We start from the raw sequence: 14,900 nt of genomic DNA on the forward strand, positions 1-14,900 counted from the left end.
CTGCAGGCAGGAAAAAAGTAAGCATCGTCTCCTTGAAAAATGACAGTATCACCTGCTGGACAATTATGGCGGCAAGCGAAATGCCGACTGCGTCGATTATAGTTATCAGCGCATCGCTAATTACAGTCATCCCTGACATTGGAACGACGCTTAAAGTCACCGTAGTGATTCCAGGCTGGCCTATGTAAATTGAAGTGCCTGCTGTTGAAAGAAAACCAATCCACGCCTCCTTTGCAAGAAGGGAAACGTAAACAGAGGTGACAGTCGAATCCATGGTGTTTAAGAACAGCTCTCCAGGGACATACAAGTCCGGGTAGCCAGTAAGGGCGCCTGCAAGCGCTGACAAAAGGACAAGCACAGAGGCCGTAGTCGCTATTATGGCGGCATTCATCACTGCCTCATATAGCTCGCTTTTTGCCCAAGTTTTCAGTTTTGCGAGGTTGAGCGCCTCGCTTGCCATGTAGGCAAGGCTGCCTGTTACAACCGAAATCATCAGTGCGGCAGTGGCAAACACAAGCCAGCCCATGTTCTTGAAAATAGTCGTGAATGTGGTTCCTATGTCAAGCATTGGGGGAAACATCAGCAAGTCCATCCAAATCCCAAATCCAAGTATTATCTAGCATTATCTAGCTATGGTCTCAGATAATAATTATTGAAGAATACAAGGCAATATACAAGGTAATCCCATTGAGTGGTTTTACACTCTCACGGATGGATTTGCCCGCTCATATTTAAAAATTGTGTGTGGGAAATTGTCTTCATGGAAGACAAGGAAAACACTAGCCTTAAGTGGCAGGCTTTTTGGGCCAAATCAAGGGCCTTTGAACCTGAGCCAAATGGGCAAAAAAAATTCTTCTTGACGGCGGCATTCCCATACCCCAACTCGCCGCAGCACATAGGGCATGCAAGAACCTATACCACAACCGACATTTATGCCAGGTTCATGCGAATGCAAGGCTACAACGTCCTGTTCCCAATGGGTTTTCACGTCACCGGAACGCCAATTCTTGCCATGGCAAAGCGCATCGCCCAAAAAGATGAAGAAATACTTGGCATCTTTGAGCGCATCTATGGAATTTCAAGGCAGCAGGCGGCAAATCTAACCAAGCCAGAAGACCTAGTCATGTATTTTTCAAAAGAGATAGAGCAGGGCATGAAGGAAATAGGCCTCTCAATTGACTGGAGAAGGAAATTTTACTCGTCCGATGACCAATTTAACCAATTCATACGCTGGCAGTTTGCCAAGCTGCACCAAGCTGGCTTCATAAAAAAGGGCGAGCACCCGGTGCCGTGGTGCCCAGTAGGACAAACTGCAATTGGCGCGCACGACACCAAGGGTGATTTAGACCCCCAGATTGAAGAGACGTCAGGAATTCTTTTTCCATTCCAGGAAGGCCATCTAATTTGCTCCACTTACCGGCCAGAAACACTTTATGGAGTGACAAATATTTGGGTGAATCAAGATGCAACATATGTGTGCGCAACAGATGGCAAGCGCAAATACTACCTGGCAAAGGAGGCACTTCAATCCCTTTCAATGCAACTTTCTGATTTGAAAGTTGAAAATGAAATAACTGCAAAAACGCTTTTGGGAATGAAAGCAAAAAATCCGCTGACCGGGGAGCAAGTGCCTGTTTTTGCGGCCTCGTTTGTTGACCCGAAACACGGCACAGGCGTTGTGATGTGCGTGCCTTCGGATGCGCCAATCGACTATCTCGCATTGCGGGACGCGGGGCTTTTGGAAAAGGTTGCCATGAGGCAAGTGCTCCAAGTAAAAGGCTTCGGGCAATTTGCTGCAAAGGAGCTTGTGGAAAAGATGGGCGTAAAGGACCAGCTAGACCCCAAGGCAATTGAAGCAAAGCATATTCTCTACAAGGCATCTGCGTACGAAGGCGTGATGGTTGTCGGCGAATTTACGGGCATGAGGGGCGTGGATGCCAAGGAAAAAATGGAAACCAAACTGAAAGCTGAGAACAAGGCGCTCCCAATTTACGAAATAGCAAACGGCCCCATCTACTCCCGGTTCGGCGGGCTTGTCGGCGTTAAAATCGTGAAAGACCAATGGTTCATTGATTATGGCGATGAAAAATGGAAGGCATCTGCGCGCGAATGCCTCTTGCAAATGCGGATTTTGCCAGAGAAAACCAGAAAGGAGTACGATTACACCCTTGAGTGGCTCAAGGAGAAGGCCTGCACCCGCTCGGCAGGCTTGGGCACGCGCTTTCCGTTTGATGAAACAAAAATGATTGAGGCGCTTTCCGACTCGACAGTTTACATGGCGTTCTACACCATCGCTCACATCGCGATGAAAATGAAGCCGGAGCAGCTGACCGAACAGTTATTTGACTACGTTTTCCTTGGCCGCAGCCCTGCAGGCAAGCTTCCCCCTGAAGCGGAGCAAATGCGCACTCAATTTTCCTACTGGTATCCGCTTGATTCGCGCCATTCCGCCTCAGACCTTGTCCACAATCACCTGACTTTTTTGATATTCAACCATGTAGCTATTTTCCCTAAAAATATTTGGCCGCGCCAGATTGCCACCAACGGTTTTGTGCTAATGGATGGCAAGAAAATGTCCAAGTCAATGGGCAACATCATGCCGCTTCGAAAGGCAATTGAAACATACGGAGCCGACGTTGTCAGGTTTTCAGTAGTAAATGGCGCAGAGCTAAAGGAAGACTCCGACTTTTCGCAATCGGCCGCAACAGGCGTTTCAAGCAGGCTTAGGCAGCTAGAAGAGCTTGTCCTCAATGCGGCTAAAAAAATGCAAGGCAATTGGGGGACGATAGGGCAAATGCCTGATGAGACACTTGCAGACAGGTGGTTTTTCTCAAGGCTGCACTCAAGGCTTGGGGCTGCAATGGAACAGTACCGCAGCCTTGCCCTAAGGGAAATAGGCCAGGAACTGTTCTTCAACACTCTCAATGACCTGTCCTGGTACATGAAGCGCACAAAAACTCCAAAGCTTGGCAGGTTTTTTTCACTATGGCTGCCTGCACTCCATCCTGTAATGCCGCACTTTACGCTGGAGGCATGGCAACTGCTTGGCCTTGATTCCGGCATTGGGAAAAGCGAAGAAAATAAAGGCCCTAAGGCAGATTTGACAACCCATCAGTTCCCGGCAGTTTTCGAAGGAAAAATCAATACTCTTGCACTTGATATGGAAGGGCTTGTAATAAGCACATTTGGGGACATAAAACACATTCTCGGCCTTCTCAAATCAGGATACCTGAAAGAATCTGGGAAGCCTGGGAAAATCACGCTTTTTGTAGGTGGGGAGTGGAAACACAAGCTGCTTCAAATTGTGATAAAAAACAGGGCAGCCGAAAAGTCAATAAAAGAGGCAATGGCAGACCCTGAAATAAACAAGCACTCAAAACAAGTCCCCAAGCTCGTGCTTTCATACACAAAAAACATAAACACCCTGACTGGGCCAAGCCTTTCCCCAGGCCAGGAGTTCGAAGCTCTTTGCGATGCCGCATCATTTTTCAAGGAGGAACTTGGCTGTGATGTTTTTGTCTTGCACGAAGATAAGGCAGCAGAAAGTCAGGTCCAAAAGGCCCAAAACGCCCTTCCGGGAAAGGTGGCAATTCTTGTGGAGTAACAACAGTTCATTTTCTTTGATAACTATGCGGGGCGTTTCCAATATGCATAATAAAAGCCCAATGCATAAAAAAAGTCTATTATTAAAAGCCCTTAATATTGTCACAATTGTACAAAATTAAACACTTATCAAATCTGGCTGTTTTTGTCCTTTTGGGGCAAGCTTTATATTATATAAAAGTGTTAACTTAATATGCGAGCCATCGTACTAACAGCAACCGTTTTCTTCCTGTTAGCGTTTTTGCCGCTTTCATTGGCTGACACTCCTGCATGCACAACATGCGGGCAAAGCTTCATTGAGCTATTCAACGTATTCAACACGCAGACTTCATCAAGCACTGTTTCAGTCCATCTCTCCTACATCAACATAACTTACTCCTTTAGCCTGCAGTCCCAGGACAGGGGGCAGGACAGGAGTGGCTCTGGGACTGGCTTTCCCTCGGCAGGCAGCGGAACCGGAGTTCCGGGCCCATCTGGCCATCCAATCAAAACACAGCAAAACATCCGGGATGTAGCGGGTGCGCAAATTTACTTCTCCAAGGACATCCAAGGCTCCATCTCCCCAATTTCCAGCTGTTATCCAGTTGTAACCGACAGCAAGGGCTGGGCAACATGCACAATCCAAAAGTCCGTCTACAGCGGCAAGTGCATAAGCGTCCAGGCAGACTACAAGGGCACGCCAGACAATAAAATCAAGGCAACTTCAAACCATATACTTGTTTGCGACACCGATAATCAGGCAATAACCGCAATAGGCCCAACAATAAGCGATGCCATTTCAAGCAACATGATTGCCTGCGTCCCGCTTTTCATAATCTTCGGGCTTTTCATCTCCTCAATGTATTACTCTGGAAAAAATCCGCTTAGCCTTTTTGACATAACAACGCCGAAGCTGCCCAAGGGGAAAAAGGCGCACATGCACAAGGCAACCGTGACCACAAACGTGATGCACGGCATCAGGATAAACCAGAAAATGGAGGCAAAAACCCTTGCGGCACTTGGCCAGGCAAATGCAAGGCTTGGCAGCCTTCTTTCCAGGATGGGCGCATCAAACAGGGCGCTTGTCAACAAAATCATCAACAGCAAGGCATCCGCGGAAAACAAGTCGCTTGCGCTAAGGGCGCTTGCAACAAAAAACACTAGGGACATAGATGCCATTCTTGCCGGGACATATAAGGGCAACCTGTTTGACCAGGAATACTTCAAAGGAGACTTGCTCAAGCGGATTTCAGATGAGAGGTTGAGGGGGGCTCTTGCAAACAGCAATGACTTGCATGCTGCAAAGTTCGGCTTTACGCAAGCCAAGGAATCCTACATGAAAGCCTATGGCTTTGACAGCCTGGCGGGAAAAATAATTGATTGGGACAGGAGGACATTTGGCAAGGTTCCCCTTGTCAAGAATGTAATCAGCAAGCCAATACTTCTTATGGCAGCGGCAGGAAGCGGCGCAAACAGGTCGCACCACAGGCTTTGGGGCGACGTCAAGCACCAATTCATAATAGAGGCCTTGAGTCGGGTTGGATACAAGTGGAAGTTTCCGTTCATCCAGCATGACAAAATCAGGAACCTGTTCAAGTCAAAGGAGCAAATGCACAAAGAAGGCATCCACGGCAGGTTTTTCCATGTTGTTGACGTTTCAAAGGAAGTGGCAAACAACAAAAAACTCAGCGAAAAATACGACCCGATTGAGGCCTCTAAAAGGAGATTTGGAGACCTGAAATACGCACTTGAGGCAAGGATAGTTGAGGCTGCATTGCTCAAGCTTGGGGCAAATGCAACCCTTACAAAAGCGCTTGAAGTCATGAAAAACACCCCGGATGGAAAAATCAATTCAGTTGAATTCATAAAGGCAATAGCCAAAGATGGCAATTTGTCCACAAAAGACAAGAACCAGCTTCTGGCAGCAGCCCAAAAGCTCTCTGAGCTTGACTCAAAAATCAGAAACATAAAGTCCGTGGAAGACATGGAGGCTATGCAAAGAGCCTTCAGCGGAAAAAAAGGCATTGTTTCCCAAATTGAAAAGGCCACGGGAATGACAACGTTGGTAGGCAAAACCCTGAAGGAAATAATGCACGGGACTTTAGACAATAACGGGAAACCTGCAGGAGACGCCAACAAAAACGACCTAAATCTTCTACTTGCCCTTTCATACAATTCCAGAAAGGACATGAAGTACAAGGGCAAGGGCATCAGCGAGGAGATGCAAAAAGGCTACGAGGATGCAATGGCAAAGCTTGGGCTGAACAAGAAAGGGGATTTCTATGGGCAGCTTGTGCAAGTCCTCAAAAAAACCCTTACAAACAAGGAGATGCAAGGCAGCGTGTTTGGAGTCATGATGCAAGACGAGCTAATCAGGCAGATGAAGTCAAATGCCGGCAAACCAGTTCCAAGAGATGAACTAATCAATATAACGGCAAATAAAGTCAGGGACAACCTGAAGGCAGATCTTGGCAAGGTTTCTGACTGGACGCGTGGCGCTGCACTAAGCGGACATGGGCCGACATTCCAGACTTATATCGGCGAAATCGGCAAATACCCGGGCTCAAGGGTTGCAAGACTTGCAACAGTATCAAAACTTGAGGCAATGAAGGTAATCTCAATAATGGACAACCTCTCTGACAGGATTATCGGGAGAACCGAAACCCTCAACCAGAACCTGTTCAAAAACTTCAACAGGGCCCACATGATGGAGACAGGTGCGCTCAAATCCTATGTTGAAACGGCAAACAGGTCTGGGGTTGACCTCAAAGACCCAGTGCAATACAAAAAATTCATAGAACAGGGCGTGACTCTCAAGATGACAAAGGAGGGCCTGTGGATGTCAACCCTGGACATGAAGATGATTCCCTATTTCAAGGGCATGCCTGCTGGAGAAGGGGACTATGTTGTCAATGGGATAATCTACCTCAAACCCAAAGGAGGCGGCGAATCCTTTAGATACAACCCAAATAATTCAGAGCATAAGAAGCTTTTGGTGCAGTATCAAAATGATATTCTGAGCCAAAAACCCGGCGCTATTGATAAAATAGAAATGAAAAATGCAAATGAAGTGAACAGGGGCGTCACGTCCAGGATTAGGAACTTTTTTGACAGTGTCATTGTCGGCGGGACGGCAGGCACAGCCAAAAACCTCCAGGATGCGTTTGCGGCGCAGAACAATGCAAGGCTGCTGATAGAAAATTACAAGAAGAATTACGAAGCCGGGCTGTATTTTGACGAAGGGGGCAAGCTGACTGGTCTGAGAAAGGATATCGCAGAAGGAAAAGCCCGCGAATCCACTTGGAAAAAAATGATTCACGAGCTTGAGTCAAAAAAAGCAGCCGGTGAACTGAGCGATGGGGATAAAACAAGGCTTGAGGAGATAAAAAACAAATATCAGAATTATCTTAGCAAGCAAGAAGAATACAAAGATGTCCTAAAGCAGGTCAGGCAAAGCGATATTGCAAAGGACATCAGGGCCTCAAGCAACATTGCAAAACAACATACAATATATTACAACATCATGGAAGAGACGATGATGCGTGACCCGAGATTTGGCTCTTCAAGCTTTGGCGCGACCCAGATGGAGAGGACCGGTTACCACACTGGCCAATTTGCCTATGAAAATCCAAGCATGCTTTTCACCCACGGCCTTTTGCCCGGTGACTTTACCAACAAGCTTATGATAAAGGCCACAATGCCTTTTGCAAGGATTTTTGGTGAATACACGCGGCCGTTTTTCTCCCTCATGGTAGGGTATCCGACAGTTTTTGACCAGGCGCAACACAGGAGGATAGCTGGCATTGAGGCAGTAAGGTCCCTGCTTACGCCCTGGGAGAGCTTTGACCTTGGCAACAGGTTTAAAACCCCGAGAATAAGGAAGCTAAACGAGTACAGGGATGAAAGCGGGTTCAATCTTTACCAGTATTCATCAGATGGCATCAAGCGGCTGAAGCTGCCATTTACTTTCCAGCCTCTTTACTCATATGATGATGAGGGCGTCAGCAGGAAAATTGCGTCAAAAATGCACGTAAGGGAGCAATTTGACTACCGTGAAGGGCCCTGGTATACAAGGCCGTTTGAGAAGGGCTACTACGCGGAAAGTGCAAGGTCTGGCAACACAATTTTCACTGCAGGTGGCAGCCTGAGGCACTTTGAAATGTACAAGCCCTACTACCAGAACATTAACAAGATGGGGCCTCCAGGAATGTTTATCCGTGACTTTGACACTGGGGACATTGGGGACAGGCTTGCTCCAAGAATAGCAACAACACTTGCCCACTCAGACAACCCGGAGCTGAGAAAAGCAGGCTCGCTTTACTACAAGTCAGAGAGGGCAAACCTTTATCGCGACATGACAACCGATATCTGGAAGCGGGACAAGACAATTGAGGGGCTTATGGCCGAGCGCTCAATGGAATACAATGCCTATACCTATTCGGGGAGGTTCAAGCCTCTTGCATTTGCCCTGCCAATCCTCTATCCGTGGTTTGTTGCACAGGACATTAAAGAAAGCTTCCAAAACAAGAAGGAGCAAAAGCAGATGGAGCGGCAAAGCGGCGGGCCCATCACAAAGTACGACTTTGAGGGTGGCGAAAAGCCAAAAGGGTTCTTTGAGAAAGCCAAGCTCAAGTATCTTGATTATGAGGTTGGCTCCTGCCCGTCCTGCCTTAAGGCAAAGGCAATTGGCGACCCGTGCTCCCACTGCGTCAAAAGCTTCCGCAAGGCAGCCTAGGGAGGAAACTTGTTTTCAGCTGTCCATGTTAGCGCCAATGCTATACCTGCAAGCATAAAATGCTTGGCAAAACCAGGCAAGCAATTTAATAAAATCGCCTTTCATTATCTATCAGAATTTATCCCTTGGGATATATAGTAATGACCAAGGCAGTTCGTGGTGTCAATGCAAAGACAAAAATCCGAGGGCACAAACATATTGGCAGACAGGAAATTCGGCTTTCTTCTTGCCATCCTCATTGTCTTTGCATCTGTTTTAGTTCTTGGTTGCGTAACCGCACGCCCAAGGCAAGCCGACATAAACCTGACACTCCAGCCATTCAACGTCAGCTGCCCTGATATAAACGGCAGCCAGTGCATCTGCTTGACTTGCAAGAACAAAACCTCAATAATTCCCATTCTTGGCGGCTCATCGCTTGCTCAGGGCACGTGCTCGTTTCAATCCTGCAACCAGACAACACTTGAAGAGCTGGAATCAAGGACTTCAGAATTTCCCTGGATATTCATGATTGGGCAGGGGCCAAACTTTGGTGATTTTGACTCTGCCAATCGCTTATGCAACAACTCGTTATCCATGTCCGTAAACTGGCTTGTTGGCAATCCTGGTGTTCCGCAGCTTACGGGAAAGCTTAAACAGTCTGCCACAAACTGCCTGCAAAACAGGGTAATGCCTGTGTTCATATATTACACTGCCAAGCAGAACATTGACAAAGTCGCCATGGAAAACATTGCAAGGGAGCTTAAGGACATCGGACCAGTGATTATATCAACAGAATTCAACGTGAGTGTTGATGAGCCTGCGAGTTTCCAGCAAGCCCGCGACCAGGCGCTTGCAATAAAATCCAGGTGCCCCAACTGCTTTGTTGCAATGACCCCACCGACAATGGACAACAAGACAATAGCTGCCATAGTTTCAGACCCCCAGCTTAACCAGTCCGTTGATATGATCGGGCAGGGCATCTTCCTCAATGATTACGCAGGCAGCGCAGACATCACAACCGCATACTGGGACAATGTGGCATTTGCAGAACAAACATCAATAAAATACGGAAAGCCGACCATTTGGCTGTTTGTTGCAGCTGCCCCTGGCCCAAATGCGGCAGGAACAAGCTGGAGCGAACAGGAGGTTGCCGACATTTACTATACTGCAAGCACCAAATCATTTATCCTTCCATCCGTAGGCATCATTGGAATGGCCTCCTATGGCTTCAACACATCTATACTTCCTGGAAAGGGAGCCTACAGGGTTGCTGCCGATGGAGGCGCGCAGCTGCACCCAGTGTCAAACGGCTGGTTCGAAGGCTGCCTACAATACTCCAGGCCATACATGCAAAGCATAATCGTCTATCCCAAGCAGGGCAGCAATCCATTCCAGTGCACTTTCGGCCAGAACATAAACTTGATATCACTCACAAGCGTCCAGTTTGGTGCTGCAACAAGCCCCTATTCAAACGCCCAAATGCCGCAGTCCAATTTTGCCTTTGCCTGCAAGCAGGCCTGAGTGGTTCCATGCAGCATGGCTTTCTTGTCAACAAGTCCCTTGCAGAGTCTGCAAGAAAACTTTTGATTTTATCCGGCGCCCTCGATTTTGCAAAAAAACCGAAGCGGGAAGGGACTAATGTCATATTTCCTCTAAACGCAAAACCAGCCAACAGCACGCAAATTCACTCCGGACTTGGGAAAAGCGTCCAAAGGAATTTTGCCAAAGTTGTGGAAAAGCCCAATTCGCTTCAAGATGCGCTAAAAGGCAAGATGCCAGAGAAGCAAAAAGCCAGGGTTACCAAGTCATTTGACATAATCGGAGACATAGCAGTTGTTGAGATTCCACGGGGGCTTTCAACTTATTCGAAGAAAATTGCAAAGGCGGCCATGCAAGTTCACAGGAACGTCAAAACAGTGCTCGCAAAGTCAAGTGCAATGGAAGGCACATATCGCGTGCGCAGGTTTGCCCACCTTGCTGGAGAGAAGCGCACCCAAACCACTTATTGCGAAAACGGAGTCAGGCTCAAAGTCGACCTTGCCAAGATGTATTTTTCCCCAAGGCTTTCAACAGAAAGGCTGCGCATAGCGCGGCTCTCAAGGCCAAATGAAAAAATTCTTGTCATGTTTGCCGGCTGCGGACCGTTCGCACTTTCAATATCCAAATTAAATCCCAGCTCAAGCATTCTTGGCGTTGAGATAAATCCTGACGCAGTCAGATATTTCAATGAAAATATTATTTTAAACAAGGCAAATAACGTAAAGGCCATTTGCGGCGATGTGGCGAGGGTTCTTGCAACAAAGGCATACCTGAAAGCATTTGACCGTATTGTCATGCCACTTCCTAAAGACGCGGAAAAATTCCTCGAAGTTGCACTCAAGTGCGCCAAGCCAGGGGCCTCAATCCATCTATACTCTTTTGTACATATCAAGGGTGGCTTTTCCAAGCCACTTGATAAAATATCCCTAGAGTGCAAGAAAGAAGGATACAGATTCTCAATACTTGGAAAACGCGTTGTCAGGCCATTCTCTCCGTCAACACGGCAGGTTGTAATTGATTTTGTGGTACTCTGACAGTACAATGCTTTTTTGCCAACTCGACGTAAAGCAGACGAAACATTTATAAAGGATTTCCATGAACAATATTACCTATCAGAGGTGAAAAATAAATGGCAATTGAATCAATCAACCTGATGGCAGAGCCAGGCAGGATAGGGGAAGTTTTGGCAAGCAGCATCAACAACGCCCTAATCAAGGTAGTTGAATCGCTACCAAGCATTGTGATGGCTGCAATACTTGCAGTTGCAGGCTGGATAGTGGCGTCCTTTGTGGCTAAGTTTTTCAGAAAGCTGCTGGAAGTTGTAAAATTCGAAACCTTCCTTAAGACCCACAAAGTCCATGATTCACTGGGCAATGTCCGGGTAAGCGAAGTGCTAATACAAGTTGTCAAATATTTTGTCATACTTGTATTCATTCAAGCAGCCGTTGCCTATGTATCAGCCGGCCCAATCTCCGAGTTCCTTGTAAAAATCGTGGAATTTGCGCCCAAGGTCATAGGGACAGTCATGGTGCTTCTGGTTGCGGCAATCATTGGCGACCTTGCAAAGGAGAAAGTCCATGAAGTGGACAGGAAGGAGAAGCACATGCAGATGATTGCAAGCCTGGTGAAATATGTGGTTGTTTTCATGGGCGCAATAGTCGGTTTTGAAACCCTTGGTTTTGAAATCAGCATCATAAGCTCCACTTTCCTGACACTGCTGCAGGCTGGAAGCTTTGGCATAGCCCTTGCATTTGGCCTTGCATTTGGATTGGGCGGGCAAGAGGCTGCCAAGAACTGGATATCCAGAACAAAGGACTACCTTAACCTGTAGGCTTCTGAATCTACAAGTAAAGGGACTGTTGGGGCTTTTGCCCCATCTTATTTTTTCTTTTTTCAATCGCCCTGCCTTCTTTTTTTAGAAGTAAAAAGAACGCCCCCGCCGGGATTTTCAGGCCTTTATGGGTGGTTTTTGATGAAACTATTCCCAAAAAAGGTTCTTTGAACCCGGACTACAAGCTGTCTTCTCAACATGAGAACTCTTGCAACCAAGTCCGGACATTCTGGCCATTTGTAGGCCTTTTCGCAAAAAATTATTTTGCGGGAACTGCAACTGAATTGCAGTTTTCCAGGGTTTTTTGCCCTTAGGCAAAAAAGCCTTTTCGCAAAAAATTATTTTGCGGGAACTGCAACTGAATTGCAGTTTTCCAGGGTTTTTTGCCCTTAGGCAAAAAAGCCTATTCGGAGGCTTGCGTCCTATCCAGGTTGGACTACGGGGGCATGTGCATTATTTCCAAGCAGCAATTATTATATTCTGCTGTCACCTGCCATATCCTTCTTATAGCGTATCTGTTCAGTGGCGTATGCGCCTAAAGCATTGCATATCCCAAATTTTTTAAGTGCGGTTTTGAGCTTTTTTACCGGCAGTCCAATCACATTGTCTTTGTCCCCTATTACATTCTCAACAAATCCCTTCCCCAGGCCCTGAAACGCATAAGCTCCGGCCTTTGAGGCCCACTCCCTTCCTTTTATGTATTTTTCCAGCTCCAAATCCGAAATTTTTCTGAACTTAACTTTTGTAATAGAGGCAAATGCACATCCTCTTTCCTTAAACAAAATAGCCACTCCGGTGACAACATGATGCCACTTTCCGCTCAAATTCAAGAGCATCCTTTTTGCATCAAGCGAATTTTTCGGCTTGCCGATTGTCCTGTTCCCTATCCAGACAAGCGTGTCTGCTCCTATAATAAGGCAATTTTGGTGCTTGGCAGCAAGTTTCCTGGCTTTTAGAATGGCATTTTGAACAGCAAGCTTTTCAGGCGAATCGCCCTTTTTTTTCTCGCGCACGTTGCTTTTTACAAATTCGGCTTCAATGCCCGCCATTCTGCACAGCCATTTTCTTTGAGGTGATGCGGTCGCAAACACGATTTTTACATTCTTCATCGCAAATACCATTCCATTTTAGGAAGCAAACAATTTAAACGAAGGATAAGCTATCCATAATGTGATTGTTATGGCCGTTGAACTAATGGAAATCGCCTTAATCTCTGCAGTGTTGGTGTTTTTTGCAATTGGACTGTTGATTGGCCGGAAACTCGCAGATGATGATTGGAAACAAAACAAAGTTGAGGCGCTTCGCCAGGACGCAATAAAAAAATCAAGGGCTGTTTTAGGCGGCCAGTTCTCAGAGCAGCTTGCCCCGTATCTGCCGGACTTCCCTTTTTTGCCTACTGAAGTAAGGTTTCTTGGAAAACCCATTGACTTTGTTGTTTTCAGCGGCATGGATGCCAAAACAATAAACGAAGTGGTTTTTGTTGAGGTAAAAAGCGGAAAGTCAAGCCTAAATCCCGTTGAAAAGACGCTTAAGGCCTGTATAGAGGCAAAACAGGTCAGGTGGCTTGAGTACAAGGTCCCCGAGGGCATTACAAAAGGAGCTTAAAGAAGAAACAAGACCACAAATCACCGAGCAAGCTTCTTCAGGCTATGCACAGGTTATATTAATCCTATTCTGCCATAAGCTTAAACATTAAAATTCCTAAACAATCAAATGCTTCAAGTATTCTCCAGAATAAAGTTGCGCACTTCAATACGCTGGAATCTTAAGTACGAAAATAGAAAATACTAAATGAATAAAGGTGTTAAAATATGGCGAATTTAAACTGTGAAAAATGCAAAACCGAAATTACCTATGCCGACAGGGTGCAAAAGCTTGATTTGGCGGGGTACACCCACACATACTGCAGGGATTGCGCCCAAAAAGTTCCTGATGAAAAGGCCCCTGAGCGCGACTTGTAGGTAAATTTAGCCTAGGTGCCAAGCCGTTCTTCTTATAAATCCTGCTTGTGCGTTAATCCCATGCAAAAAATAATTACTGTAAGTGAGGAAAATCTGCAAACTCTAAGAAATCTCGATTTAAGATTACCAGCGGCATTTCCTGGGTTAAACTTAACCCAAACAAAGGGTTGCGGCAAGCTAAATCCTTCTTCCGAAGCGATTATTGTAAACAAAAATATTTTTAGTGATTTAATAAATAAGCGAAGAATCCAGAAATAGACAACAAATTACTTTGTTGCGATAAACAAAGTCAAAATGCTCTTTTTTTTCCCTGTGCTCTGGATTGACTTGATGTGCACAGTTCTAAAACCGGCTTTTTCAAGCCTTTGCCTCGTCTTCTCTCTCCATCCTCCCAACCACTGCTCCCCCGGGCTTTTTACTGGATGATAAATAAACGTTCCATGCCTTTTCAATACCCTATAAAAATTTGTAAATGATTTCCTGTCCTGGGAGAGAAGATTTGAAAACAAGTGCACTGCAAAATCAAAGCTGCCATCCTCAAAAGGCATTGCCCCAATCCTCCCGGCTAAAACATTCACAAAGTCGCGGTTGCCCAAATTCCACTTTCCGACCTCAAGCATTTTTTCCGACAGGTCCATGCAAGTTATCTTAAGGCCCGGTTTCCGCATAGAAGAAGCTTTGGCAAATAGGCATGTTCCTGCACTGGCATCAAGAACCCTGCTACCTTTTGGTATCAATCTTGCAATTGCCGCAAGCTGGTTTTCCCTTCCTGGCTCAGTGTGATATGTATACCTTGGTGCAATGGCATCATAAAATTCCTTGACTTGTGAAACCCTGCTTGGATTTGCATTGCTGTAAAGCCCGCCAATCCACCTTGAAAGAAGGGTTTTTTTTGCCTTTTCCGGTTTTAGAGTATCGTCCTGCCAAACATAAAGTTTTTTTGGCAATGCCTTGGTAATCAATGCTTCAAGCACAATCACGCCGCCAAGTTTGGCCTTTCTGCATGAATAGGTAAATTTTTTTCCGTTCAAGCAATTGTTTTTTGCATGAAGCGAATTCCACTTTCCGCCAGAATAAATGCTGACAAAACCTGGCAGCGGCCAATAGCCCCTTGTCTCAATCCAAATAGCCATGTTAGGGTTTTGGGGCATCTACTTAAAAACCAGCTGAATAATAGAATAAAAGACCATTCAAGACAGAACATGGGGCAATCTCCAGGAGCATAGAGCAATCGTCCAACGCATAAGCCAATAGATTTTTGAGGTGGAAACAT

9 protein-coding genes are annotated in these 14,900 nt (G+C 46.2%); 6 read left to right on the forward strand and 3 right to left on the reverse strand.

The features are described 5' to 3' along the window. A partial coding sequence (locus FJZ26_00965) for a hypothetical protein (protein ID MBM3228976.1) occupies window positions 1-592 on the reverse strand: 592 nt, incomplete at its 3' end. A 168-nt stretch (window positions 593-760) separates the two neighbouring features. On the opposite strand from FJZ26_00965, the gene leuS reads away from it, so the two are divergent. From leuS to FJZ26_00990, 5 genes are all read left to right on the forward strand, one after another. Continuing rightward, window positions 761-3,604: a leucine--tRNA ligase gene (gene leuS, locus FJZ26_00970; protein ID MBM3228977.1), complete on the forward strand. Its 2,844-nt coding sequence runs from the start codon at window positions 761-763 to the stop codon at window positions 3,602-3,604. Between the two features lie 240 nt (window positions 3,605-3,844). Next, the gene (locus tag FJZ26_00975; protein ID MBM3228978.1) at window positions 3,845-8,317 is read left to right on the forward strand and encodes a hypothetical protein; all 4,473 of its coding nucleotides are present in this window, start codon (window positions 3,845-3,847) and stop codon (window positions 8,315-8,317) included. 165 nt (window positions 8,318-8,482) lie between these two features. After that, on the forward strand, window positions 8,483-9,817 hold the full coding sequence (locus tag FJZ26_00980) for a hypothetical protein (protein ID MBM3228979.1): 1,335 nt from the start codon (window positions 8,483-8,485) through the stop codon (window positions 9,815-9,817). A gap of 8 nt (window positions 9,818-9,825) precedes the next feature. Continuing rightward, a complete protein-coding gene (locus FJZ26_00985) occupies window positions 9,826-10,869 on the forward strand; it encodes a class I SAM-dependent methyltransferase family protein (protein ID MBM3228980.1) in 1,044 nt (347 codons plus the stop codon). Between the two features lie 95 nt (window positions 10,870-10,964). Further along, window positions 10,965-11,666 (forward strand): hypothetical protein, encoded by a 702-nt coding sequence (locus FJZ26_00990; protein ID MBM3228981.1) that lies wholly within the window; start codon window positions 10,965-10,967, stop codon window positions 11,664-11,666. 473 nt (window positions 11,667-12,139) lie between these two features. Here FJZ26_00990 and maf read toward each other — a convergent pair whose 3' ends face one another. Next, complete coding sequence (maf, locus tag FJZ26_00995; GenBank protein ID MBM3228982.1) at window positions 12,140-12,787, reverse strand: septum formation protein Maf; 648 nt, start codon at window positions 12,785-12,787, stop codon at window positions 12,140-12,142. A gap of 73 nt (window positions 12,788-12,860) precedes the next feature. On the opposite strand from maf, the gene FJZ26_01000 reads away from it, so the two are divergent. Continuing rightward, window positions 12,861-13,271, forward strand: a complete 411-nt coding sequence (locus FJZ26_01000) for a hypothetical protein (GenBank protein ID MBM3228983.1) — start codon at window positions 12,861-12,863, stop codon at window positions 13,269-13,271. Window positions 13,272-13,893: 622 nt separating this feature from the next. On the opposite strand, the gene FJZ26_01005 is transcribed toward FJZ26_01000, so the two are convergent. Further along, on the reverse strand, window positions 13,894-14,778 hold the full coding sequence (locus tag FJZ26_01005; protein ID MBM3228984.1) for a class I SAM-dependent methyltransferase: 885 nt from the start codon (window positions 14,776-14,778) through the stop codon (window positions 13,894-13,896). Between the last annotated feature and the right edge of the window lie 122 nt (window positions 14,779-14,900).

The sequence above is a fragment of the Candidatus Parvarchaeota archaeon genome (genome assembly GCA_016866895.1).
In the GTDB taxonomy this organism is placed as follows: domain Archaea; phylum Micrarchaeota; class Micrarchaeia; order Anstonellales; family VGKX01; genus VGKX01.